This window comes from Azospirillum agricola (assembly GCF_020005195.1).
Lineage (GTDB): Bacteria > Pseudomonadota > Alphaproteobacteria > Azospirillales > Azospirillaceae > Azospirillum > Azospirillum agricola.
Genome location: NZ_JAIFZR010000008.1, coordinates 74,529 through 97,522 on the forward strand (window position 1 = coordinate 74,529; position 22,994 = coordinate 97,522).

Genomic DNA, 22,994 nt, shown 5'->3' on the forward strand with positions numbered 1-22,994 from the left:
CGGGCCCTGTCGCTGCGATGTGAACACACACCCGCCGCCGGCGCGAACGACGTTCGCACCGGCGGCGGGTGGGGAAAAGACAAGCCTCAGTCGGCGACCGGAACGAAGGCGCCGCCCTTGACCTCGACCTTCACCAGCTCCTTCTCGGCCTCACGCTCGGCGTTGAAGGTGGTCTTGCCGGTGACGCCGGGGAAGTCCTTGGTCTGGGCCAGCGCGTCGCGGACCTTCTCGCGGGTCGGGTTGGGCGACGCCTTCTCGACGGCGGCCAGCATGATCTGCACCGCGTCGTAGGCCTGGGCCGGGAACTGGCCGGGGACGGTACCACCCGAGCGGGCCTTCCACTCCTCGACGAAATGCTGGATGTGCGGGGCCGGGTCGGTCGGCAGGAAGTTGGAAGTCAGATGCACCCCTTCCGCCGCGTCGCCGGCCAGCTCGATCAGCTTGGGGCTGTAGGCCGCCGAGGTCGAGTAGACCGGGGTCTTGACGCCGAGCTGCTGGAGCTGACGGAGGAACTGGGCGCCGTCCTCGTAGAAGAAGCCAGTGTAGATGGCGTCGGGCTTCGCGCGCTCGATCTTGCTGATCAGCGAGCGGTAGTCCTTGAGGCCGCGGTTGAAGAATTCCGAGAAGGCGACGGTGCCGCCGTTGGCCTTCACCGCGTCGGAGAAGCCGCCGACCACCGACTGGCCCCAGTCGGTCTGCTCGGCGATCACCGCGATGTTCTTGAAGCCCTTGGCCGCCATCCACTTGGCGTTGTAGGGGCCTTCCTGCGCCTGGGTGGCGATGTTGCGGAACTGGTACTTGGAGATCTTGGCGTAGTCGGGGTGCGAGGCGGTCTGCGAGAGCTGCGGCAGGCCGGCCTCCTTGTAGACCTGCGCCGCCGCCATCGAGACGCCCGAGGTGAAGTCGCCGAGCACGCCGACAATCGCCTTGTCGTCGACGAACTTGCGGGCGATGTTGGTCCCCTCCTTGGCGTCGGAGCGGCTGTCCTCGAAGACGATCTCGACCTTGAACGGCTTGCCGGCGGCGTTGAACTCGGCCAGCGCGATCTCGGCCGCCTTGCGGAAGTCCTGGCCGTACTGCGCCGTGTCGCCGGTCAGCGGCAGTTGGTAGCCGAGCTTGACCGTGTCGGCGGCCAGCGCGGACCCGGCGATGGCGGTGGTCGCCAGGACGGCGGCCAGGGTGGAGAGCGTGCGGAGACGGACGGTCATGGTGGCGGCACCCTTTGTCATGGTTCGCAAAATCTCGTGATCGGCCTCAAGTGCCTCATCCGGCGGTGCCGGGCCGCACCTTCAGGCGGCAGCAGCCCTCGTCGCCCGGCTTCCAGGTCTCGCCCTTGAAGACGAAGCCGGCCGCCTCGAACAGGCCGCCGTCGATGGCGCCGGCCATGCGGCAGAGCAGCTCCAGATCCGTGTCCGAGCGCCCTTGGGCCTGCCAAGCCTCCTTCAGCGGGCAGCGGTGGAAATGGATGTCGAGCGCCTCGCCGTCGCATCGCGTGATCTCGGGCGCGAACATATCGTCGCGGTTGGGGATGCCGTCGAGGAAGGCGTGGCACAGGCCGGTCAGGTCGTCCGGGCCGTGGGCGGCGAACTTCACGCCCATCGCCGCGCCCAGGCGCCGCGTCGCCTCCTGCCCGACCTCCAGCGCAATGTCGGTGCCGAAGCGCTCGCGCAGCACGTCGAACATGTGGGCGTAGGACGCCGCGCGCATGGCGTAGGCGTTGCGCAGGAGGGTGGGATAATCGGGAAGCGCGCTTCCCTTTGCCTGTTCCTCGGTCATGCGATCTCTCGGGAATCGTTCCAGCGGTATTGCAGAATCTTCAGCGGGCCGACGCGCTGGAGCAGCTCGTTGAAGGGCAGCGGCGTCGGCGGGGTGAAGGGCAGCGCCAATTCCGCCGGGTCGCGGCCGAGCGCCGCGCGCGCCATCTCGCGCCCGAGCGCCACCGACAGGGCGACGCCGCGCCCGTTGCAGCCGGCCCAGGCGAATCCGTTCGGCCCCAGCCGGTGGACGCGCGGGAAATAGTCGGTGGTCATGGCGATGCGGCCGTTCCACACATGGTCGAAGGCGACGCCGCGCAGCGCCGGGAACATCCCAGCCAGACGCTCGCCGACGATGCGCCGCAGCCGGTCCGGCCCGTTCACCGGAATCAGCAGGGCGCCGCCGCTGACCAACCGGCCGTCGGCGGTGTGGCGCATGAAGCGCAGGTCACCGTGGGTGTCCGACATCGCTTGCCGGCCCGGCAGGATCGCCCGGCGCACCGACTCGTCGAGCGGAGCGGTCGCCATCTGCCAGGACAGCACCGGCACGACCTCCGTCCGGATCTCCGGGAAGACGGCGGCGGCGTAGCCGTTGGTGCCAAGGATCAGCCGGTCGGCGGTCACCGCCCCCTGCGGGGTGCGGGCGACCCAGCAGTCGTTCTGCCGCTCGACCGACAGGGCTGGCGAGTTGACATGGACCGCCGCGCCGGCCGCCACGGCGCGGGCGGCCAGCCCGCGCACCAGAGCCAGCGGGTTGATGTGCCCACCGCTGCGGTTGATCCAGCCGCCGAAATAGGCGTCGGTGCCGAGGATTTTCGAGACGGCGGCGCGGTCGAGCAGCTCCACCGGCGCGCCGCGCCGGCCCCATTGCTCGACACGGCGCTCGGCAATCCTGATGCGGCCGGGCGAATGGACCGGCTGGACCCAGCCGGTCTGCTCCGCCGCGCAGTCGATGCCGAGGCGGCGGATCAGGTCGAACAGGTCGGCGGCGCTGTCGCGGACCAGCGCGACGAAGCGTTCACCCGCCTCCCCGCCGAAGCGGGCGACCATGTCGTCGGGGTCGGGACGGGTCAGGGTCGGGATCACCTGCCCGTTGTTGCGCCCCGAGGCGCCCCGGCCGAGTTCGGACGCCTCCAGCACCACCACCCGGCGGCCGGCCTCCGCCGCGTGCAGGGCGGCCGACAGGCCGGTGAAGCCGCCGCCGATCACCAGCAGGTCGGCCTGCGCGTGGTCCCGCAGGACCGGCAGCTCGGGGGCCGGCGGGGCGGTGGCCTCCCACAGGGAATCGGGCTTCCGCCAAATCCCACCCTGCCCCGGCCCCCCGCCGGCTCCCCGGTCCGCAAAATCCTGCGTCGTCTGTGACACGTCCGCCCCGCCTTCACCCGGTCCTGTGGTTTGGTTTCCGGTTGGACTATGTGACAGATTTCACACGCGTGCAATTACCAAGATTTTCTAGCGGAAATTTCCCCGTTATACGTCAGGCAAGTTGGGAATGCCGAAGGTTCATCCAGGGAACTGATCCGCCGGAAAACGGTCACGCGGCCTTCGGCATCAGGGTTTCGGCCAGCCGCACCCAGTAGCTGACGCCGATCGGCAGCAGCGCGTCGTTGAAATCGTAATGCGGGCTGTGCAGGTTGCGCCCGTGGTCCGACGGCCCGGCGCCGACCCAGATGTAGCAGCCGGGGCGCTTTTGCAGCATGAAGGAGAAATCCTCCGCCCCCATGCTGGGCATCGGGTCGAGATCGACGGCGCCCTCGCCGACCACGCGGACCGCCGCGCGACGTGCCAGCTCGGTTTCCCCGGCGCTGTTGATGGTGGAGGGGTAGCGCCGCTCGTAGCGGAAATCGGCCTCCACCCCGTTGGCGCCGGCGATGGCGGACGCCAGCTCGCCCATCCGGCGTTCCACCATGTCCTGCACCTCCGGCCGGAAGGTGCGGACGGTTCCGCGCAGGACACTGGTGGCCGGCAGGACATTCCACGTATCGCCAGCGTGGAACTGCGTGACGCTGACCACCGCCGCGTCGACCGGATGGACGCTGCGCGACGGGATGGTCTGGAAGGCCGAGACGATCTGGCTGCCCGCCAGGATGGTGTCGGTGCCCAGATGCGGCATGGCGGCGTGGGTGCCGCGTCCGGTGAGGGTCAGTTCGAAAATGTCGTAGGCCGCCATGATCGGGCCGGGCCGCAGGGCGATGCGCCCGACCTCCAGACCCGGCCAATTGTGCATGCCGAAGACCCGCTCGACCGGGAACCGCTCGAACAGCCCCTCCTCCACCATCACCCGGCCGCCGCCCTCGTTCTCCTCGGCGGGCTGGAAGACGAAGGCGATGGAGCCCTGGAAGACCGGATTCTCCGTCAGGTAGCGCGCCGCGCCCAGCAGCATCGCCGTGTGCCCGTCATGGCCGCAGGCGTGCATCCGCCCCGGGTTGCGCGAGCTGTGGGGAAGGTTGGTTTCCTCGTGGATGTGCAGCGCGTCCATGTCGGCACGGAAGGCGACGGACGGCCCCTCGCCGTTGCGCAGCACGGCGACGACGCCGGTCTTCGCCAGGCCGCGATGGACCTCCAGCCCGAAGGACCGCAGCTTCTCCGCCACGAAATCGCTGGTCCGCTCCTCCTCGAAGGCGGTTTCCGGATGGGCGTGCAGATCCCGCCGCCACGTCGTCATCTCGGTCGTCAACCCATCCAGACCCGGCACCGTCTCGACCATCATCCTCGTCCTCGTCCTGTCGCGCATGCGAGGGGATGATCATGCCCAAAAGCCGTGGGGACGCAAACGTCCTTCGCCGTGCCCATCCGGATGGGCCGGCCCGCGCCGCACGCATACGCGCGGCCGAACGCGCCTATTGCAGCCTGACGCGATCCGACAGGGGAATCACCAAGGTGCAGCGCACGCCGGCCAAGTCGAAATCGAGGCTCACCTTGCCGTCCAGCTCGTAAGGCAAGCCCCGCTCGATCAGCCGGGAGCCGAAGCCGCGACGCGAGGGCGGCACGACGGGCGGGCCGCCACGCTCCCGCCACACCAGTTCCAGCGCCATCCCGGCCCTCTCGACCACCGACCAGAACACCTCGACCGTTCCCCCCTGGACCGAAAGCGCGCCGTACTTCGCCGCGTTGGTCGCCAGTTCGTGAAAGGCGAGATGAAGCGAGACGGCCACGCCCGTCGACAGCATCACCGGCGGGCCCTCGATCCGCACGCGGTCGGCCTCGCGGTAGGGACCAAGCGTCAGGGTCAGGAGTTCGTCGAGCAGGGCGCCCTGCCATTGCTGCCTGGTCAGCAGATCATGCGCCTGCGCCAGGGCGTGCAGACGCGCCTGGAAGGATTCGGTGAAGGCGGCCGGCGTCGTCACCAACCGCAACGTCTGCGAGGCGATCGACTGGACGATGGCCAGCGTGTTCTTGACCCGGTGGTTCAACTCCTCCAGCAGAAGCAGCTGGCGCTCCTCCGCCTTCTTGCGCCCGGTGACGTCGAGGGAGACGCCGGTCATGCGGACGGGCCTGCCATCCTGGCCGTAGACCGCCCGCCCGCGCACCTGGATCCAGTGCAGGCCGCCGTCGGGCCACCGGCAGCGGTATTCGACGTCGAGGGCTCCGCCGGTGTCGAGCGCACGCTGCACGGCCGCCTGCTGGTGCGGCAGATCCTCCGGCAGGATGCGGGCCGTCAGCGCGTCGTAGCTGGTCAGGCAGCCACCATCCGGCAGACCGAAATTGGCGGCGCAGATATCGGAAGCCTGGAGACGGCCGGTGTCGAGGTCGAGATCCCACGCCCCCAGCCTCCCCGCCTCCAGGGCGAATCTCAGCCGCGCCTCGCTCTCGCCCAGCGCCCGGCTGGCGCTGTGCAGCCGGCTGCGGTCGCGCACCTCGATCAGCGCGCGTCGCACGACCAGCCGCAGCCGCTCCATGCGCAGCTTGACGACGTAATCGGTGGCGCCCTGCTTCAGCGCCTCGATCGCCCGCTCCTCCCCCAGGACGCCGGACACGAAGATGAAGGGCACCTCCGGCCGCTGGGCGCAGGCCAGGGCCAGGGCCTGCATGCCGTCGAAGTCGGGCAGGGCGAAGTCGGACAGGATCAGGTCGAACGGTCCGCCCCCGTCCAGCGCGTCGACATAGGCCTGCCGGCCGGTGACATGCTCGACGTCGAAGGCGAAACCGTCGATGTGGGCGAGATGCTCGTGGATCAGGTCGGCGTCGATGGCGCTGTCTTCGAGCAGAAGCACCCGGCAGCGCACGACACCCGAAGTGTCCGTCACGTTCATTCCTTGGAACCGCCTCGGCGATGGCTGCCCGGAGGGGGCTCGTTGAGGATCGCCCAAAAACTGCCGAGATCGCGGATGGCGTCGAAGAAGTCCCGGAAACCGACCGGTTTGACCACGAAGGCGTTCACGCCGAGATGATAGCTGCGCACCAGATCCTGCTCTTCCTTCGAGGAGGTCAGCATGACGACCGGGATCGCGCGGGTCGTCTCGTCGGACTTGATCCGCCGCAGCACCTCGATGCCGTCGATCTTCGGCAACTTGATGTCGAGGATGATGACCGCCGGGCGTTTGGCGCTGGACGGCGGCGGCGTGCCGTTGAGGAACAGATAGTCGAGCGCCTCGGCACCGTCGCGGGCCACCACGATGTCGTTGGCGAGCTGGGCCTCGGCGAAAGCCTCCAGCGTCAGCTCGAGGTCCTTCGGGTTGTCCTCGACCAGCAGGATGGGCTTCAGATCGGCCATGGGGTCACCTCGGGGGCACGCTGGTCGGGATCGGAGACGGAGGTTGGACGGGCAGCCGGCCGGGCGAGCGCGGAAACGAAATGTGGAAGGTGGCGCCTCGGCCGGGTTCACCCTCCGCCCAGGCGCGGCCGCCATGACGCTCGACGATCCGTCGGACATTGGCGAGGCCGATGCCGATGCCCTCGAAATCCTCCTCGCGGTGAAGGCGCTGGAAGACGCCGAACAGCTTGTGCACATAGGCCATGTCGAAGCCGCTGCCATTGTCCCGCACAAAGAACTCGAAGGCGTCCGGCGCCGTCCGGCATCCCACCGCGATGGCGGCGTCCGCGCGGTTCCGGGTGTATTTGATCGCGTTGGACAGCAGATTCTGGAACGCCAGCCGGATCGTCGTCGGGTCGCCCTGGATCTCGGGAAGCGCCTCCACCGACCAGCGGATGTCGCGCCCGCCCGCTTCGGTCACCAGCAGGCGCCGGACCTCCGCGACCAGCTCGTTCATGTCGATGGCGACGTGGGTCAGCGAAGCACGGCCGAGATGGGAGAATTGCAGCAGACCGTCGACGAGCTGGCCGGCGGAGGCCGCCGCCTCGATGATGGTGTCGAGATAATGCAGCTCCCGCCCGTCGAGCTTTTCCGACGCGCGGGCGCGCAGCAGTTCCGCGTAGCTGGTCACATGGCGGAACGGCGCGCGCAGATCGTGCGACACCGAGTAGGAGAAGGCCGTCAGCTCGCTGTTGCTGCGCTGGAGTTCGACGATCAGGGCCGCCATCTCCTCCGCCTTGCGCAGCACGATGCCGACGATGGCGTTGCGGAAATCGCGGACCGTCTCGATCTCGCTGGGGCGCCAGGGAACGGCTTGCCAACGCACGGTTTCCTTCCAGGTCTCGAAGGACGTCCGCGGCGACAGCGGGGTGCCGGGGACCGCCGACGGCTTGTTGGGATCACCGCCCCACCTGACCGTGCGGACCAGCTCGGGCCGGAACCAGAGCACGTAGCTCGGGTGCAGTTGGGAGATGGAGATCGCCAGCACGCCGCTGGCCGTGTCGATGCAGTCCCCCGCGTCGGGCATGAGTGTGGAGAGCGCGTGGGTGGCGAAGACCTCCTCATGGCCGCGCCCGCCGAGATGGCCCGCGATGCGGCGCACGGTGTCCTCGGACGGCGTGCGGCCGACCCGATGGCAGCGCCCCTCGAACAGGATGGCGGCGCCCTGCGCGTCGGCAAGCTTCAGGAAGTCGTCGGGCGCCCCGATCAGGCCGGCGACGAAATTCTCCGACGCGGCCATATGGGCGAGCAGCCGCGTCTCGACGTGCTTCAGCGCGATCCGGTGCTCCGCCTCGCCGCTGCGGTCGAGCGCCATCATCTGGATCGACAGCACCTGGCCGATCAGGTCGCAGGCCGTCCGCACCGAAAAGGGGATCGGACGGGGAACCGCATGGTGGCAGGAGATCAACCCCCACAGCCGGTCGCCGGACAGAACCGAGATCGACATGGAGGTGGCCGTGCCCATGTTCCGCATGTAGGCGAGATGGACGGGTGAAACGCTGCGCAGCACCGAAAAGCTGAGATCCAGCGCCTCGCCCCCGTCCCCACCCGCCCGACCGCCGCCGCCGCCGCCGCCACCGGGCGACAGGATCGGCACCGGCTGGTAGGAAGCGTCCACGATCAGCCGCAGCCGGTTCAGCGTGTAGAGCCGGCGCGCCTGCTCGGGAATGTCGGAAGCCGGGAAACGCAGGTCGAGGTAGGCGGGCAGCGTCTCGTTGCGGTCCTCGGCGATGACGGTCCCGTTCCACTGCTCGTCGAAACGGTAGACGAGCACCCGGTCGAAACCGGTCAGCGCCCGCACCTCCGCGGCCGTCCGCGTCATCAGTTCGTTCAGGGTCGCGGCGGCTTGCAGTCCCTGGATGCTCGCGCGCAGGTGGGGGTAGAGGCTTTCAAGGCTGCGCACGCCCTCGGTCGGCACGGCCTCCAGTTCGAGGATGACGGCGTCGCCCGACCGGTGCGCGATCGTCTGGAGCTGCCCCACCGGGCATTGCAGGACGCCGAGCTGAACCGGCTCGCGCAGCGGCACCTGCGCCAGCCCCCGGCACAGCTCGGCACCGGCCTCCCCGGGAAAGAGCCGGTCTGCCGGTTGGCCGAAAGCCTTCTCCAGCGTGATGCCGAGGAGATCGCCGACATGGGCGCTGGCCTGGAGCAGGCGCAGGTCCCCGCCCCCAAACACCAGGAGATGCCCGTGCGGCTGAATGCTGCCGGGCCTGTGGATCGGCTCCCGCGCGCAGGAATCGGTGTCGCCGATGTCCTCAAGGATCCGCTGGGCGGGCGTCGCCGCCGAAATGGTGGTCTTCGTTGAAGGCTGAACGCCGTTGCCAACCATGAAAGCCGTGAACCGTTGAACCAATGCCGGACGGAAGCCGTTCCGAGACTAATGGAAGAGATTGGTGATTACAAAATCAATTCAAGCACCCTGGGAACAGATTAACATATGTTAAGCGCACCCTGAAATCTATAACTTTAGTCGTACAGCCAGGATACTCTTGAAAAATTGCCAAATTCTGGAAATTTTCAACCATAAACGGCGCGGGCATTGCGCGATTGCTTGTGAGGACTTTCCGAGGCCAGACGACACGCGCCAGCTCCGGCTCGACACAAGCGATAGCCAAAGGCGGGCGGACGCGGCATGATCCCGACGCCATGGAGTCATCACCGCCGCCCCCGCATCTGAAACTGGCCGTCGACAACGGCGCGGCAGCCGCCCCGCCGGGTGGAGCGGCTGCCCGGAACGGCTTCGCGCGCCCGATTCCCGAGGATTACGGACTGACCGCGGCGGATCTGCGCATCTGGTACGCGCCCGGCCGCGTCGGACTGATCCTGGCCCTGCTGGTGGCGGGCGGCACCGCCCTCATGCAGATGCTCGCCAATCTGCGCTACACACCGCCATCGATCCTGGACTGGATCCTGACGGCGCTGTCGGGCCTGCTCCACGGAGCGTTCATCGGCGGCCTTGCCGGCCTCGGGGCGATGGTCCTGGTGCATTGGATCGACCCGCTCATCGCCCGAAGCTGGCCGGTCTACGGACGGCTGCGCCGCTACCGCGAAGCGCTGGCGCAGGCGCGGCGGGCCGGCGGGGATCAGGCCGCCTGACCGCCGCTCCGCAAACGGGAAGAGCCGCGCGTCACACCAGACCGCGCAAATGGTCGCTCAAGGGACTCGGCCGGAAACCGAGCACCCGCTCCGCCTCCGTGCTGTCGATGGCGCAGCCATGACGGGCGCACGCCAGCATGAGGGCCGCGAAGGAGCGCAGAAGCGGATCCTCGCCGGACAGCATGGCGTGCAAATTCTCCAGCGGAACGACGTCCCGCTCCAGGCGCGTCCCGCTCAGCGCCTCCATCCGGTCGATCACCTCGGCGAGCGACAGGGATTCCGGTCCGCCAAGCTCGAAGGTCCGGCCGAGCGCTTGCGGGTTGTCCAGGGCGGCGACCGCCGCCGCCGCGACGTCCGCGACCGCCACCCAACGGATCGGCCCAAGTCCTTCGCCGAAGACCCTGGCGCGCCCCTGGGCCGGATCGAAGCCCAGCGCCGGGCCAAGCCAGACCTCCCGGAAATGGGTCGGGTGCAGGATGGTCCAGGGAAGTCCGCTGGACCGGATCCTGTCCTCGACCGCCCGCTTGGCGTCCTGCAGCGGAAAGCCGGCGGGATCCGGCGGAAAGGACACATAGACGACATGGCCGACGCCCGCGTCCCGTGCCGCCGCCACCAGGGCGGTCTGTCCCTGGAGATCGACCGAATCGATGCTGTCGCCGTCGGTCCGCGACAGGGTCGACGAGGCGGTCGACAGCACGGCGCCGACGTCCCGGCAAGCGTCCCGCAACGACGCCGGATCCTTGAGGTCGCCGACGACGGTTTCGACCCCGGCCTCGACCAGGGCGGCCAGCTTGGCCGGGTCGCTGGTTTCGCGCACCAGCGCGCGGACCGGACGCCCCTTCTCCCGCAGCAACCGGCAGATGGCGCCACCGAGTATCCCTGTCGCTCCGACAACCAGATCCATGACCGTTCCACTTTTCATTGGGCGCTCCCCGGCGACGGGGGCGCCTTTAGATATACCCCAGTTCCTCGGCGGCGCTCAGGGCCTGCTCCAGTCCGGCTGCCAGCTCGGCAGCGTCCCCGGCCTCCCCGCCTGCCACGATCCGTCCCAACCCGAGATGGATCGGGTCGGGCAGATGCAGTTGCGGGGGGTTGAACATCAGGCCGGCAAGCGCAGCCACCTGCGGGTTGCCGGCGTCGCCGCGAAGCAGGGCAAGCTCGGTCAGGGCCGCGCTCCACTGGAACGGGTAGGTGAAGGGAAGCGCCTTCCAGATGTCGAGCGCCCGCTGATTCTCCTCCCGCGCTCTCGCGACGTCCCCGTCCTTGGCGGCGCACCATCCCAGACAGGCGTGGGCCAGACCACGGTAATCGTCCATCTTGCGTGCGGCGGCGACGCCGACCAGGCTGGTAGCGATGGTGCGGGTCTCGTCCGCCCGACCCTGCCGCCGGTGCACCATGGCGAGGTAGGCGAGCGCCCGCGTCTCGCCGGCTGCCTCGCCAATCCGCCGGCAGCCCTGCACCGCCTCGAACAGTTCGGATTCCGCCGCCTCCAGCTTTCCGGCGAACAGCAGGGTGAAGCCCAGGGTGAAACGGGCGAAGCCGATGTCGGCGAGGTTCCCGGATTCGATGGCGGCGTCGCGCATCCGCCACCCGTTGTCCAGAGTGTCGTCGCTGACGCGGAAGCGGAACTGCCGGTGGTTGCGCAGGACCACCGACATGAAATAGTGGTAGCGGTGCGCCGGCGTGCCGACCTGTTCGAGAAGCGGCCGGACCGCCTCCAGCTCGGCGTTGATCTCGGCGACCCACACCAGCCAATAGAAGACCCAGACGCGGTTCAGCTTGATCTGAATCCACTCGTGCTTCCAGGCGAGCGGAACCTCGTCGCCCTCGACCGACGGCAGGCTGCCGACGGCCTGGTCGTAGGCGGCCAGGGCCTGCTGGTGGTCGTGCTCGATCTCCCAGGTCTTGCCGGTCTTGCGCCACAGCCGCGCCTGGGTCAGCGGATCGCCATCACCCCCCGACAGCGCGGCCCGCGCGGCGTCGAAGGCGTCGCGCGCCTGCTGATGCGCGTTCTTCAGGGCCTGACAGTCGCCCAGCCCCTCGTTCAGGGCAATCTCCGCCTCGCGCCACTCCCCGCCGGCCGGATCCGGAAGGCGCCGCAGCTCGCGCAGGGCGGCGGCGAACAGACGGATGGCGTCCTCCAGCGCGTGCAGCCGCTGCGCGGCCTCCGCCGCGTGGCGCAGATGGGGGACGGCCCGCTCGGGCACGCCGCCGGCCGCCCAGTGCCGGCCAAGCGCGGCGCGCTGGGCCTCGCGCTCCGGACCGTCGGGGTAGGTGACCTCCAGGACCTCGGCGATCCGGCGATGCAGACCGCCGCGCGCCTCGCCGTCGAGCTGGAGTTCGGCGATCTCGTGGATCTTGTCGTGGACGAAATGGAAATTCTCGTTCCCGTCCGCTTCGACGATCTGGTGGCGCACCAGAGCGTCGACAATGTCCAGCATGCCGGTTTCGGACTGGGCCTCCACCCGCCGCAGCACCTTGAGGTCGAGGACTCGCCCCATCAGGGCCGCCGCGTCGACCACCCGCCGGAGCGGCGCCGACAGGCGCGTCAGGCGCAGTTCGATCAGCTGGTGCAGGGAAACCGGCAGCGGCAGCGCCTCGAAGGCGGTGCGGTCGAGCAGCGACTGCGCCGGCAGCGACCAGCGGCCGGCTGCGTCCCGCCGCAGAACCCGTTCGGCGATGGCGCTGCGCAGATACTCGGCGATAAAGAACGGGTTGCCGTTGCTGCGCTCGGTGAGGAAACCGATGAAGGTGCCCGGCAGGCTGCTCATCGCCAGCATGCCGCCGACCATCTCCCGCACCTCCGCCGCGCTCATGCGGAACAGGGTGCAGCCGACGGTGTGCGGCGCCGCGAACAGCTCGTCGAGCGGCTGCGTCCGCTCCTCGGACCGGAAGGTGCCGAGCAGCAGCAGCGGCATGGCTGGCAACAGCCCGTCGTTCAGGTGACGGATGAAACCGAGGGTGAGGTCGTCGGCCCATTGCAGGTCGTCGAGGACCAGCATGACCGGACGGTCCTGGCAATAGGCGGACAGCGTCCTGGCGAAGGCGGTGAACAGGCGCTGACGCGCCGCGAGGCTGGGCAGCAGCGGGGCGGTCCGTTGCGCCATGCCGGGCAGGGCGCGGATGGACGGGAAATAGTCGGCCAGCACCGGCCCATGATCGCCGAGCAGCCGCGCCTGGAGGTCGGCGCCCCCTTCGACGCAGCGGTCGGCCAGCAGATCCATCAGCGGACGGAAGACGTGCAGCGGCGCGCCCTGGGCGTAGCGGCCCTCCTCCCCCTCGGCGACCGTGGGCGAGCAGCTTCCGCTCACCACCTCGAGCCCGGCGCGGCGGGCCAGCAGACCGGCCTCCATCGCCAGACGGGTCTTGCCCGCCCCGCTTTCGCCGGCGATCAGGACCAGCCGCCCCTCCCCGGCCGCCCCCCGCCGGATCTCCGCGTCGAGCGAGGCCAGGAGGTCCTGCCGGCCGACGAAGCCGGAGCGGTAGAGGTAGGGCTTGGCCGCCGGCAGCGCGGAGGTCCAGGCCAGGGCGGGAAGGGCGAGGTCGCCCAGTGTTCCGGCGACGATCTCCGCGTAGCCGACGCGCTCGTTCGGCTCCTTGGCCAGCAGGCCGACGATCAGGCCGTTGAGGGCCGGCGAGACATCGGCGGCGATGGCCGCGGGGGGCACGACCACATGGCTCAGGTGGCTTTTGATGACGGAGCGGTAGGCGCCGGAAAAGGGGGTGCGGCCGGTGACGAGCTGGTAGAGGATGCAGCCGACGGAATAGAGATCGCTGCGGGCGTCCAGAATCTCGCCGCGCCCCTGCTCGGGCGACATGTAGGCCGGCGAACCGCTGATGCTGTGCTGGGGCGACGAGATGTGCTCGCGCCCGACAGCGCCGCGGGCGTCCTCGACCAGCCCGAAATCCGCCAGCAACGGCAGGCCGTTCTCGCGGATCAGGATGTTGTCGGGCTTGAGGTCGCGGTGGACGATCCCCTCGCCGTGCACGAAGGCCAGGCTGTCGCAGACCCGCTGCATGATGGCCAGCGCCTTGGCCAGCTCCCCGTCGCGCAGCCCCTGCCCGGCCGTTCCGGCCGACGGATCGGCTTGCGGGGACTCGGCCTGACCGTAAGCCGTCCCGATCATCGTGATCGCCGTCGGGGAATCCGCCGAGCTTGCCGACGGATCCCGGGTCACGACGCTGCGGTCGGCGTTGACCAGGCTGCGGAAGGTCGGCCCGCTCAGCCGCTCCATCGCGTACCAGGGCTGGCCGTTCTCCACACCCGAATCGAGGATGCGGATCACGCCTGGATGGTCGAGACGGGCCAGGGCGCGAATCTCGCGCCGGATCTGGCCGAAGCGCGCCGCATCCAGCCCGTCGACCGTCTTGATCGCGACGGGCGTGCCGTCGCGGTCGTGATGGCCCGCATACACCACGCCCATCGCGCCCTGCCCGAGCACGCCGGTGACGCGATAGCCGCCGAAGCTGTGGGGCAGGGTCATGACGGGGAGGCGGAAGGCTGGGTGCCGTAATTGACGGGCTCCCACTGCATCCACTGCGGGTTGGTCGCGACCGCCGTGTTGAGGGCGCCCTTGACGGCCGGCTGCTCACCCAGCCACGCCACGGCGTCCGCCGGTTCCGGCCAATGCTGCGACGTCGACCAGATTTGGACGTAGCGCCGCAGCAGGCCGGTCTGGGAATAGTAGGCGTTGGCCAGCGTCCAGCCATACTGCGCCGTGATCGGGCTCTTGGGGTCGGTGGAGCAGGCCGCCATGAAGTTGTCGAACGCCTGAAGGGCCGTCGGATCGGCCACGACGTCGAACGTCACTTGCAGGTAGAAGGTCGCCTTGGCCGTCTCGGAGGCCGTGGCGGCGCCCGACGGGTTGTAGCTCAGGGCCTGGAAGAAGTCCTGGGTCTCCGCCAGCACCATCGCGTCGAGATGCTGGTAGATCGGGTTGTCGTCGAACACCTCCATCAGATAAGGCAGGGAGTTGTAGTCGCTCACCCGCCAGACATGCAGGTAATGCTTGTTGGCGTCGGTGTCCGGGGGATTGGCCTGATCACGCTGCGCCGACCGCTTGGCGGTCAGCACCGGCTGCCAGCCCGGCCAGGGCGTCTGGGTGAAGGTCGGCAGCAACTCCCGCATGTACTCCTCGAAGGTCTGGCACATATGGTCATTGTCGGGAACGCTCAGGGACACTTGAAGATACCGAACGGGCAACACCATCGCCGACCTCCCTCAATTCTTGAAAAAGGATAGAAGCGTTTGATTCACATGCAAAGGAAATTTTATTCCACATTCTGGCGGCGGAACAGATAGTCGCGCGCCAGGGCCTGCAACAGGGTGAAGCGGTCCGACAACCCCAGCGCCAGGCAGTAGGCGTCGAGATCCTCGGGGACCGTGTCGCCCCGCCGTTCGACGAAATGCCAGCGCAGCAGCGCCTCCTCGCCCAGGCCGGTCGCCTCCAGACCGGCGGCCTGGAGATCGTTGTCCACCAGCCAGCGATGCTTGCTCTCGGCCCGCTCGAACAGGCGCCCGAAGCTGCCGGCGACCCGCAGGGCGTCGGGAAGCTGCGCCAGCATCTCGCCCTGGAACAGGGTCTCGACCTGGGCGATCCGGGTTTCCTGGCCGATCAGCCGGGTCAGCCCGTCGGGGTCGAGCCCCTGCTCCGTCAGCCAGCCGGCGATGTCCTCCGGCGAGCGCAGGCCACGGCGCAGGAAGAAGGCGTGCAGCGCCTCGCGGAACACCGCCCGGTCGACCGACGGCGTTCCGGCCCGCTCGGCCTCCCGCAGGGCCAGGGCGCGCGACAGGGCCAGGGCCATGGTTTCGCGGTAGCCGTTTCCCTCCAGCCGGACCTCCTCCAGCAGGATCTCGGGAGGAAGCGCCGCCGGCATGGCGGCGGCGACCTGATGGCCGAGGCGGCGCGACACCTGCTCCCAGGCGTCGGTCGGCTCGAACCGGTAGGTGACGCGCCGGGGCTCGAAGGGCTTCCGGAGCAGGTCGGCGATGGCACGCAGCATGGCCTGGGCATCCAGGCGCTTCTGGTCCACCCGGCCATCCGGCAGCCAGTCCAGGAACGCGGCACGCTCGGCCTCCGGAAGATCACCGGCAGCCACCGACTCGAAGAGGGCGGGATAGCTGCGCTCCGGGTAGTAAAGTTCCTTGGCCCGGCGCAGGAGGGCGTCCCGTGCACGCGGGGCGAGGACGCCCTGCTCCACCGCCCGCTCCAGGGTGGCGCGGATGTTGACCATCGCTTCCGAGGTCGCCGGATAGCCGAGCTCGGCCGGCCCGTGGACGATGGTCACCTCGTCGTCGTCGTCCAGCCGGCCGTCCCGGAAGGCCTCGAACACCGCCCCGACTCCGACCATGCCGAACGGGAACAGCTCCGCCGCCCGCAGGGCGCCCATGCTGGAGGCGCCGAACACATGGACCCCGCGGCTCATCGCCCACAGGATCTCCTTGTGCCAGACGGCGGGGACGCGCTCGAAATAGCCGTCGATCAGCCCGATGACGCGGGCGCCCTGGAGAACGGCGCGGTGGACGTCGCCCTGGGACACCGGCGGGCGGTAGTCGGCCGGCAGGATCGCCCTGGCCTCGGCCAGCGGCAGGCTGGGGCCGACGAAGATGATCACGCTCACGGCAAGGTTCCCCGTTGCGATCCGCCGGGTTCCAATCCACGGGCCAGGGCGGCGGCGCGCGGGCCGGGGACGTAGCCCGGCGCGTCGTGCAGCCCCTCGAGTCCCGGCACGACGACCCGCGTCACGGCGATTCCGGGCACGCGGGACTCGAAATCCACCACCGCGACCTGCCCGATACCGACCGCGCGCAGGCGTTCCAGCTCCCAGGCCACATCCTCGTCCAGGCTGCCGGAGGCGTGGTCGACCACATCCTCCCATCGGCGGGCCGGGGGCGTGGCGGGCTCTTCGATCTGCCGGCGGATGTGGGTGACCCGGTCGGCGTTGCGCGCCTCCTCGAACATGTCGCGGTGGGCGTCGTCGCGCGTGCCGGCGATGTAGGTCAGGCGGGTCTGGGCGGCCTCGGTCAGGGCGCGCAGCAGGGCGACCTCGCGGGTCGGGTGGCAGCCGCTGCCACGGCTGGAATAAACCTGCCCGATCGGCGAGCTCCGTCGGTCGGCGATGACGCATTGGAAGGCCGGCAGGCCGATGTCGCTGGTGATGTCCCACACCCCCACCGCCTGATCCGCCGCGTGCAGGCGGTCGAGCAGGGCGCGGCAGGACGGCGCGTCGACGCTGGCCGTGTCCAGGCGCCCCGCCGCATCGGCGGTCGCGCCGCGCAAGGTCCACAAGGCCAGGCAGTCGCGCTCCACGACCTCGCAAAGCCCGTGGCTGATCGCCTCCAGGCGATGGTTGCCCGAGGACAGGCCGTTGGAACTCATCATGAAATTGCCGCTGCCCGCGGGAAGCGGCCGGGTGAAGTTGGTGTGGACCAGCTCGAAGGGGACCCACAGGGGGGCGTCGCCCCGCATCAGGTCGCGGCCTTCGCACCACAGGATCGGCTTGTGAGCGTGGAACCCGCTGACCGAGAGCCGCGGCAGTCCGGACACATCGATGACCGCGAACGCCCCCCCGGCGGCGCGTTCGCTCAGCTCGGCGAGGCTGGCCAGCCGGAGCGGCATGTCCGGATGCTCGGCGTGCCAGGATTCGATCGCCTCCATCAGGCCGGACACCCTGGCGGCCGTCAGATCGACCCCCTTGCCCTGGGACACCGCGACGGAACGGGCGTTCGGCCGGTAGACCGCCACCACCGGCAGTCCGATCCGGTCCAGGCCGGTGATGTTGGCGACCCGGGTGATCCCCATGGCCGGCAGATGCGGACGGATGATCTCCAGCGTCTCGGCGGGAGAGCGCAACCGATGGGTTCCCGCGAGGAAACCCTTCGGCGCAGAAATGGACGGGGACGTCCTCGGAACGCCCCCGCCCATCGAACCATCGGTCACTGGACTATTCGTCGGAACGAATGGAGTTCAGATCGATCAGGTAGCAGGCGGCGCCGATGCCGGTGCCGCTCTGCGGGATCGAGGCCAGGATGGAGCCGCTCTTCAGAAGCTGCATCACGTCGGCCTTCAGCTCGTCGGGAACCTCGTTCTTCTGCCAATCCGCCTCGGCGACGAAATACACCTTGTCGCCCCAGCCGATCGCGATGCCATGCTCATATGCGTTGTCGCTCATGAACTCCCCCCAATGCTCGTAGCCGTTATGGCAGAACCGGCGCGATGGTAACGGAAGCCGTCTGTGATCGAAAGAGGCACGTTGCAACGATTCCTAGCGTTTTCCAGTTTCATTTCGTTGCCAGATTTCATCAATCCAAAATTGTTTCCATTTGATTTTATGCTGTCACACCGCTTTGGGATCCCGATAATCTGCAACTGCTTCCGCGAGCGGCGTCAGGGCATCGCGAGGCGGAGCACCCTTACACTCAAGCCATCGCAGAGGGCGTGCCTTGTCGGACCCTTTCAAGGACATTGATGGCGAGGTCACGCAAACCGTGGAGTGGGACACCCCCCAACCCGTGCTCGGAGACAAGGGGGTGCCCGTTCTGATCGCGGCGTCGGGCAACGAGGCCGGACGGCTCTACCCGCTCGAAAAGAGCGAGACGGTGATCGGCCGCGGCGAACGTTGCGACATCCGGGTCACAAATTCGGCGACGAGCCGGATCCACGCGCTGATCCGCCTGGGCGCGGACGGCGCCGAGCTGGTCGACATGAATTCCAGCAACGGCACCGTGGTCAACACGGAGCGTGTCCGGCGCTGCCTGCTCCAGGCCGACGACGTCATCCATTTCGGCAAGAACGCCGTCTTCCGCTTCACCTACATCACCGAGGCGGAAGGCCAGTATCTGAAGAAGCTTCACCAGGCGGCCCTGTGCGACACCCTGACCGGGCTGGCCAACCGGCAACTGCTGCTCGACGAGCTCGACAGCCGGCTGAACGAGAACCGCAGCGGTCTGCTGTCGCTGCTGATGATCGACGTCGACCGTTTCAAGCTGGTGAACGACACATTCGGCCATCTGCTGGGCGATCTCGCCCTGCAATATGTCGCCACCCTGATCGCCTCGGGAAGCCGGCCGAACGATCTGGTCGGCCGCTACGGCGGCGAGGAGTTCATGATGGTGGTCAACGGCGTGACGCTCGAGGAAACGCTCCAGGTCGCCGAACGCATCCGGATGATGGTCGAAAGCAAGCCCCTCCAGTCCGGCGACGTGACGCTGCCGTTGACCGTGTCCATCGGCGTGGCGAGCGCCTACGAGGTCGATCGGGACAAGCAGCAGTTGATCGCGCTCGCCGATTCCCGGCTCTACACAGCGAAGAAGCAGGGGCGCAACCGGGTCTGCCCGAACTCCATGCTGCACGGCGGCCTCAAGAAGCCGGGATGACGCAGGCAACTCGATAAACAATCCTCTGCAAAAGAGAGAAGAGCGACGTGGGAATGGGAATCGACTTCGGCTGCCGCAGCATCGTGGGCGCACGTTCCAACCAGGAAGACTCGTATGTTCTCCGCCCTCTTCCGGAGTGTTCGACGGGCGCAGGCGGCCGGCTGCTGGCCATCGTCGCCGACGGCATCGGCGGACACGCGCACGGTGCGCTGGCCAGCCGCATGGCCGCCGATGCCTTCGACGCGGCGTTCCAGGCCGGTTCGGAGCCGGTTCCCGTCCGCCTGAAGGCGGCGCTCCACATGGCCAACGACCGGCTGGCCTCCGCGATCACGGCCAAGCCGGAGCTGCGCGGCATGGGGACCACGCTGGTCGGGGCCTGCGTGGAGGAACAATCGCTGTCCTGGGTCAGCGTCGGGGATTCCCACCTCTACCTGCACCGCAACGGCGCCTTGAACAAGTTGAACGCCGACCATTCGATGAGCCCCTTCCTGCGGCAGGCCGTGGAGGAGGGCGCGGCCGCGGCGACCATCGTCCGGACCCATCCGAAACGCCGCGCGCTGTGCTCCGCGCTCACCGGACAGGAGATTCCCCTGGTCGATCTGGTCCAGCGGCCGATCGCCCTCCAGCCGGACGACACCCTCATCCTCGCCAGCGACGGCCTCAACACCCTCGGCGACGACGAACTGCACCGGGTCATCGCGGCGTGGAACGGCGCAGCCGCCGAGGAGCTGGCCGCGGCGCTTGTCGCCGCGCTGGAGGGCAAGGGCGTCCCGCACCAGGACAACGCGACGGTCCTGGTCGCGCGGCCACAGGCGCTCTCTAGCAAATGGACAGGGTGATCCGCCGCAGGCTCTCGATGATCGAGGCGGCCTCGTAGGGTTTGCGGACGATCGGAACGCTCTTGAACGTCGCGGGAATGTGCGAGCTGTCGCCATAGCCGGTGGCGAACAGGAACGGGATGCCCTGGCGCCGAAGCTCCTCCGCCACGGCGATGGAGGTCCCGCTTCCGAGATTGACGTCGAGAATCGCCACGTCGGGCACCTGCGCATTGATCTGAAGCAGCGCCTCGGCCGCCGAAGCGGCCGTCACGACGCTGAGGATCCGCGCGTCGGCAAGCATCTGCTCCAGCCCGACGGCGATGACGAGCTGGTCCTCGACGATCAGAACCCGCAACCCTCCGAGGTCGGCGCCGTCCCCCTCCGCCTGCCCCGGAGCGGGTTCGGGCTGTCCGGCCGCCTCGCCGTCATGCAGCGTGATGAAGCGGGCCGGAATGCGGAACAGCGCCCTGACCCCGTCGGGGTGGTACTCGATGTCGCTCGTGCCGCCGAGGTCGAAGGGAACGCTGCGGTCGATCAGGACCGTTCCGAAGCCCGTCCGGCTCGGCGGGGTCACCGCCGGACCGCCGCTTTCCTCCCACCGGATCTCGCACCCGCCCCCGGTATCGACCGACCACCGGACCGCCAGCCGCCCGCCGCTGCGGGACAGCGCGCCGTATTTCGCGGCGTTCGTCGCCAGTTCGTGAAGAACCAGGGCGAGGACCGAATAGGCGCGGGCGTCCAGGCCGACCGCCGGACCGTCGAGCGCGATCGTGACGCCGCCCATCCGGTAAGGCGACAGTTCGGCGTCGAGAAGACCGGCGAGGCGACCGCCGCCGTCTCCACGCACGATCTGGTCATGCGCCATCGAAAGGGCCTGGATGCGGCCTCGCAGCGTGGCGATGTAGCCTTGCAGGGTCTGGGCCTCCGCCACCGGATGCGCCACCAGCGCGCCGATCAGCGCGAGGATGTTCTTGACCCGGTGGTTCAGCTCCTCGTTGAGCATCCGCTGGCGGACCTCGGCCTTGGCCCGCTCGTCGGCGATCAGTTCGCTGTGATGGAGGACGACCTCGGCGATGGCGACGCGGATGGCCTCGGCGAACTGGCGGTCCTCGTCGCTCCAATGCCTCGACTGGCGGTGGACCATCTCCTTCCAGATCGCGAAGCTCTTGCGCGGAGTCAGACGGTCGCCGAGCGGCCCGGCCTCGTAGGTCTTTTCCGGGTTGCCGGCCCATTGGAGGGTTTCCACCACCTCCTTGCGGAAAAAGAGCAGGAAGTCGCGCGGCCGCTGCGACATCGGCACCACCAGCACGCCCGCCACGTCGGACGCGTAGTCCGCCGCCGCCGCGAACGCGTTCGACAGCTTGCCCGACGCCCAGACCCCTCCATCGGCGACGCTTTCGGCGAAGCGGACGAGGCCGGGCATCGCGTGCGCCGGCGGGACGACGCCCTGGACCGACAGCCGGCCATGGAGATGCATGGCAATGCCGTCGCACGGAATCAGCGACGCGAAGTCGGACAGGTGGGCCCGCAGGAATCCGTCGATGTCCCCGGCCTGGTTGGCGTTCAGCAGCAGGTGGTCGAGGGCGCCGCGCGCGCGCGTCGCCGCTTGCAGGGTGTTCTTGTGGCGAAGCGCCTGGATGTGGAGCGAGAAGAACTCGCCGAACACCTCCGCCGTCAGCCGCTGCGCCATCGACAGCGCGCGGGGACTGTAATGATGGCAGGCGATGAGGCCCCACAGCGCGCCGTCGACGATGATCGACATCGACATCGACGCGCAGACCCCCATGTTGCGCAGATACTCGCAATGGATCGGCGAGACGCTGCGCAGATGGGCCGAGGACAGGTCGAGCGGTTCGCCCGACTCGTCCAGCACCGGCACCAGGGGGATGGGCTGGGCATGAGCGTCCGAAATGATCCGGATCGGGTTGCGGAGATAGAGCGCGCGGGCCTGCTGCGGGATGTCGCTGCCCGGAAAATACTGCCCGAGGAAGCTTTCCAGCCCGGCCCTCTTCGCCTCGGCGATCACCTGTCCGGCCCCGTCGGCGCCGAGCTGGTAGATCATGACCCGGTCATAGCCGAGCATCGCCCGGATGTGGCGCGCGGCGTCACGGTGAAGCTGGTCGTCCTGCTCGATGCCGCCGATGTGAGCGATCACCGCCCGCACAAGTTCGAGCGGTTCGCCGACGCTGGAGGAGGCCGGCTCGAACTCGACGATCGCGTTGCCCTTGAAGCGGTGGACCGAGACATCGCCCACGACGCCGGAGGCCAGGACGACGCCGAACGCCATCGCCGGCCGTGCCGCTTCGCGGGTCCGGGCCAGGGTGTTGCGGATGGTGTGGGCAGCCTCCGCGCCGACGACCGCCTCCAGAGACCGGCCGTTGAGATCGCCTTCGACCCCCATCATGTCCGCAGCGTTTCGGGAATGACGGAGGATGACCACCGCGGCGGTGTCGCAGGCCAGGAGGCAACCGTGCGGTTGAATGCTGCCTGGAATATGGATCGGCTCGCGATCGCAGTTCGTCAGATTTACGGTCATCGTGCCGCTTATCATGGGGAGCAGGGCATCCGGAGGCAATTGCGCACGACCCGGAGCCCAAAAACAACCAGGCGCCGCGATCAGGCGGCAACGCCGCGGGCATCCTTCGGAATCGCCGATGGCATCCATCGAATAGTTTCGCTTTTTCGCGCCGCGGCACATCCGTAAGGTCCGCGGGCCCGCCCGGCGGCGGCCGCCCGGACAGGGTGGCGCACGGCCCCGTGCGTGGCTCGCCAACCGCCAAGAACAAGGATCGCTGACGTGACGTCATTGCGCGTGCTTCTGCTTGCCTGCGTTGTTTCCACAGCCGCGACGGGGATCGCGCGGGCCGACGGCGATGCCGAGGCCGGCCAGAAGGTCTTCAACGCCTGCAAGGCCTGCCACACCATCGAGGCCGGCGGCCCCAACCGGGTCGGCCCCAACCTGCACGGCGTCGTCGGCCGCCCGGTCGGCTCTGCGGCGGGCTTCAACTACTCCCCCGCGCTGAAGGACGGCGGCTTCGCCTGGGACGAGGCGCGGCTCGACGGCTACCTGAAGGATCCCAAGGGCTCGCTTCCTGGCAACAAGATGGCCTTCGCCGGCATCAAGAACGACACCCAGCGCGCCGACCTCGTCGCCTTCCTGAAAAGCCAGTCGCAATAACCGTCGCGGGCCCGCCGCC

The 22,994-nt window shown here is 68.8% G+C and carries 18 protein-coding genes; 4 read left to right on the forward strand and 14 right to left on the reverse strand.

What is annotated here, in order from left to right; genetic code table 11:
- Nucleotides 1–86: 86 nt before the first annotated feature.
- The 7 genes from JN22_RS32665 to JN22_RS32695 form a co-directional block, all read right to left on the reverse strand.
- Entirely contained in the window at nucleotides 87–1,208 is a 1,122-nt protein-coding gene (locus JN22_RS32665; RefSeq protein ID WP_085558086.1) for an ABC transporter substrate-binding protein, read from the reverse strand.
- Nucleotides 1,209–1,263: 55 nt separating this feature from the next.
- Nucleotides 1,264–1,776 carry an L-2-amino-thiazoline-4-carboxylic acid hydrolase gene (locus tag JN22_RS32670; protein ID WP_085558087.1) on the reverse strand — a complete coding sequence of 171 codons (513 nt, stop codon included), beginning with the start codon at nucleotides 1,774–1,776 and terminating at the stop codon, nucleotides 1,264–1,266.
- Nucleotides 1,773–3,119 carry an NAD(P)/FAD-dependent oxidoreductase gene (locus JN22_RS32675; RefSeq protein ID WP_211099738.1) on the reverse strand — a complete coding sequence of 449 codons (1,347 nt, stop codon included), beginning with the start codon at nucleotides 3,117–3,119 and terminating at the stop codon, nucleotides 1,773–1,775. The genes JN22_RS32670 and JN22_RS32675 overlap by 4 nt, the downstream gene beginning before the upstream one ends.
- Before the next feature lie 169 nt (nucleotides 3,120–3,288).
- Nucleotides 3,289–4,488, reverse strand: coding sequence for a M20 aminoacylase family protein (locus JN22_RS32680; RefSeq protein WP_396022024.1), 1,200 nt, complete (start codon nucleotides 4,486–4,488; stop codon nucleotides 3,289–3,291).
- 106 nt (nucleotides 4,489–4,594) lie between these two features.
- A complete protein-coding gene (locus JN22_RS32685; RefSeq protein ID WP_223678023.1) occupies nucleotides 4,595–6,001 on the reverse strand; it encodes a sensor histidine kinase in 1,407 nt (468 codons plus the stop codon).
- A 2-nt stretch (nucleotides 6,002–6,003) separates the two neighbouring features.
- Nucleotides 6,004–6,468, reverse strand: a complete 465-nt coding sequence (locus JN22_RS32690) for a response regulator (RefSeq protein ID WP_085558090.1) — start codon at nucleotides 6,466–6,468, stop codon at nucleotides 6,004–6,006.
- Between the two features lie 4 nt (nucleotides 6,469–6,472).
- Nucleotides 6,473–8,836 (reverse strand): ATP-binding protein, encoded by a 2,364-nt coding sequence (locus JN22_RS32695; RefSeq protein WP_085558091.1) that lies wholly within the window; start codon nucleotides 8,834–8,836, stop codon nucleotides 6,473–6,475.
- A gap of 317 nt (nucleotides 8,837–9,153) precedes the next feature.
- Here JN22_RS32695 and JN22_RS32700 point away from each other — a divergent pair, with 317 nt between their 5' ends.
- The gene (locus JN22_RS32700) at nucleotides 9,154–9,603 is read left to right on the forward strand and encodes a hypothetical protein (protein WP_085558092.1); all 450 of its coding nucleotides are present in this window, start codon (nucleotides 9,154–9,156) and stop codon (nucleotides 9,601–9,603) included.
- Between the two features lie 31 nt (nucleotides 9,604–9,634).
- On the opposite strand, the gene JN22_RS32705 is transcribed toward JN22_RS32700, so the two are convergent.
- The 6 genes from JN22_RS32705 to JN22_RS32730 all read right to left on the reverse strand — a co-directional run bounded on the left by JN22_RS32705 (nucleotide 9,635) and on the right by JN22_RS32730 (nucleotide 17,775).
- Nucleotides 9,635–10,507 (reverse strand): SDR family oxidoreductase, encoded by an 873-nt coding sequence (locus JN22_RS32705; protein WP_179166337.1) that lies wholly within the window; start codon nucleotides 10,505–10,507, stop codon nucleotides 9,635–9,637.
- A 46-nt stretch (nucleotides 10,508–10,553) separates the two neighbouring features.
- Complete coding sequence (locus JN22_RS32710) at nucleotides 10,554–14,087, reverse strand: serine/threonine-protein kinase (RefSeq protein ID WP_085558094.1); 3,534 nt, start codon at nucleotides 14,085–14,087, stop codon at nucleotides 10,554–10,556.
- Complete coding sequence (locus JN22_RS32715; RefSeq protein WP_085558095.1) at nucleotides 14,084–14,755, reverse strand: hypothetical protein; 672 nt, start codon at nucleotides 14,753–14,755, stop codon at nucleotides 14,084–14,086. Before JN22_RS32715 ends, JN22_RS32710 begins: the two co-directional genes overlap by 4 nt.
- 119 nt (nucleotides 14,756–14,874) lie before the next feature.
- Nucleotides 14,875–16,224, reverse strand: a complete 1,350-nt coding sequence (locus tag JN22_RS32720) for a TfuA-like protein (protein WP_179166338.1) — start codon at nucleotides 16,222–16,224, stop codon at nucleotides 14,875–14,877.
- Entirely contained in the window at nucleotides 16,221–17,456 is a 1,236-nt protein-coding gene (locus JN22_RS32725) for a YcaO-like family protein (RefSeq protein WP_211099739.1), read from the reverse strand. Before JN22_RS32725 ends, JN22_RS32720 begins: the two co-directional genes overlap by 4 nt.
- A gap of 91 nt (nucleotides 17,457–17,547) precedes the next feature.
- Entirely contained in the window at nucleotides 17,548–17,775 is a 228-nt protein-coding gene (locus tag JN22_RS32730; RefSeq protein WP_085558098.1) for a hypothetical protein, read from the reverse strand.
- A gap of 358 nt (nucleotides 17,776–18,133) precedes the next feature.
- Between JN22_RS32730 and JN22_RS32735 the strand changes: the two genes are divergently transcribed.
- A complete protein-coding gene (locus JN22_RS32735) occupies nucleotides 18,134–18,979 on the forward strand; it encodes a GGDEF domain-containing protein (protein ID WP_179166339.1) in 846 nt (281 codons plus the stop codon).
- A 53-nt stretch (nucleotides 18,980–19,032) separates the two neighbouring features.
- The gene (locus tag JN22_RS32740) at nucleotides 19,033–19,818 is read left to right on the forward strand and encodes a PP2C family protein-serine/threonine phosphatase (protein ID WP_085558100.1); all 786 of its coding nucleotides are present in this window, start codon (nucleotides 19,033–19,035) and stop codon (nucleotides 19,816–19,818) included.
- Here the strand turns inward: JN22_RS32740 and JN22_RS32745 are convergent.
- The gene (locus JN22_RS32745; protein WP_317852942.1) at nucleotides 19,799–22,495 is read right to left on the reverse strand and encodes an HWE histidine kinase domain-containing protein; all 2,697 of its coding nucleotides are present in this window, start codon (nucleotides 22,493–22,495) and stop codon (nucleotides 19,799–19,801) included. The genes JN22_RS32740 and JN22_RS32745 overlap by 20 nt on opposite strands.
- Before the next feature lie 99 nt (nucleotides 22,496–22,594).
- Here JN22_RS32745 and JN22_RS32750 point away from each other — a divergent pair, with 99 nt between their 5' ends.
- A complete protein-coding gene (locus JN22_RS32750; protein ID WP_223678024.1) occupies nucleotides 22,595–22,975 on the forward strand; it encodes a c-type cytochrome in 381 nt (126 codons plus the stop codon).
- Nucleotides 22,976–22,994: the final 19 nt, after the last annotated feature.

What these genes read in the sequence shown, in the direction of transcription:
- JN22_RS32715 (WP_085558095.1), bottom strand. Translation starts at nt 14,755, where the DNA reads ATGTGCCAGACCTTCGAGGAGTACATGCGGGAGTTGCTGCCGACCTTC.
- JN22_RS32690 (WP_085558090.1), bottom strand. Translation starts at nt 6,468, where the DNA reads ATGGCCGATCTGAAGCCCATCCTGCTGGTCGAGGACAACCCGAAGGAC.
- JN22_RS32705 (WP_179166337.1), bottom strand. Translation starts at nt 10,507, where the DNA reads ATGGATCTGGTTGTCGGAGCGACAGGGATACTCGGTGGCGCCATCTGC.
- JN22_RS32730 (WP_085558098.1), bottom strand. Translation starts at nt 17,775, where the DNA reads ATGAGCGACAACGCATATGAGCATGGCATCGCGATCGGCTGGGGCGAC.
- JN22_RS32670 (WP_085558087.1), bottom strand. Translation starts at nt 1,776, where the DNA reads ATGACCGAGGAACAGGCAAAGGGAAGCGCGCTTCCCGATTATCCCACC.
- JN22_RS32665 (WP_085558086.1), bottom strand. Translation starts at nt 1,208, where the DNA reads ATGACCGTCCGTCTCCGCACGCTCTCCACCCTGGCCGCCGTCCTGGCG.
- JN22_RS32680 (WP_396022024.1), bottom strand. Translation starts at nt 4,488, where the DNA reads ATGCGCGACAGGACGAGGACGAGGATGATGGTCGAGACGGTGCCGGGT.
- JN22_RS32745 (WP_317852942.1), bottom strand. Translation starts at nt 22,495, where the DNA reads ATGTGCCGCGGCGCGAAAAAGCGAAACTATTCGATGGATGCCATCGGC.
- JN22_RS32740 (WP_085558100.1), top strand. Translation starts at nt 19,033, where the DNA reads ATGGGAATCGACTTCGGCTGCCGCAGCATCGTGGGCGCACGTTCCAAC.
- JN22_RS32695 (WP_085558091.1), bottom strand. Translation starts at nt 8,836, where the DNA reads ATGGTTGGCAACGGCGTTCAGCCTTCAACGAAGACCACCATTTCGGCG.
- JN22_RS32710 (WP_085558094.1), bottom strand. Translation starts at nt 14,087, where the DNA reads ATGACCCTGCCCCACAGCTTCGGCGGCTATCGCGTCACCGGCGTGCTC.
- JN22_RS32700 (WP_085558092.1), top strand. Translation starts at nt 9,154, where the DNA reads ATGGAGTCATCACCGCCGCCCCCGCATCTGAAACTGGCCGTCGACAAC.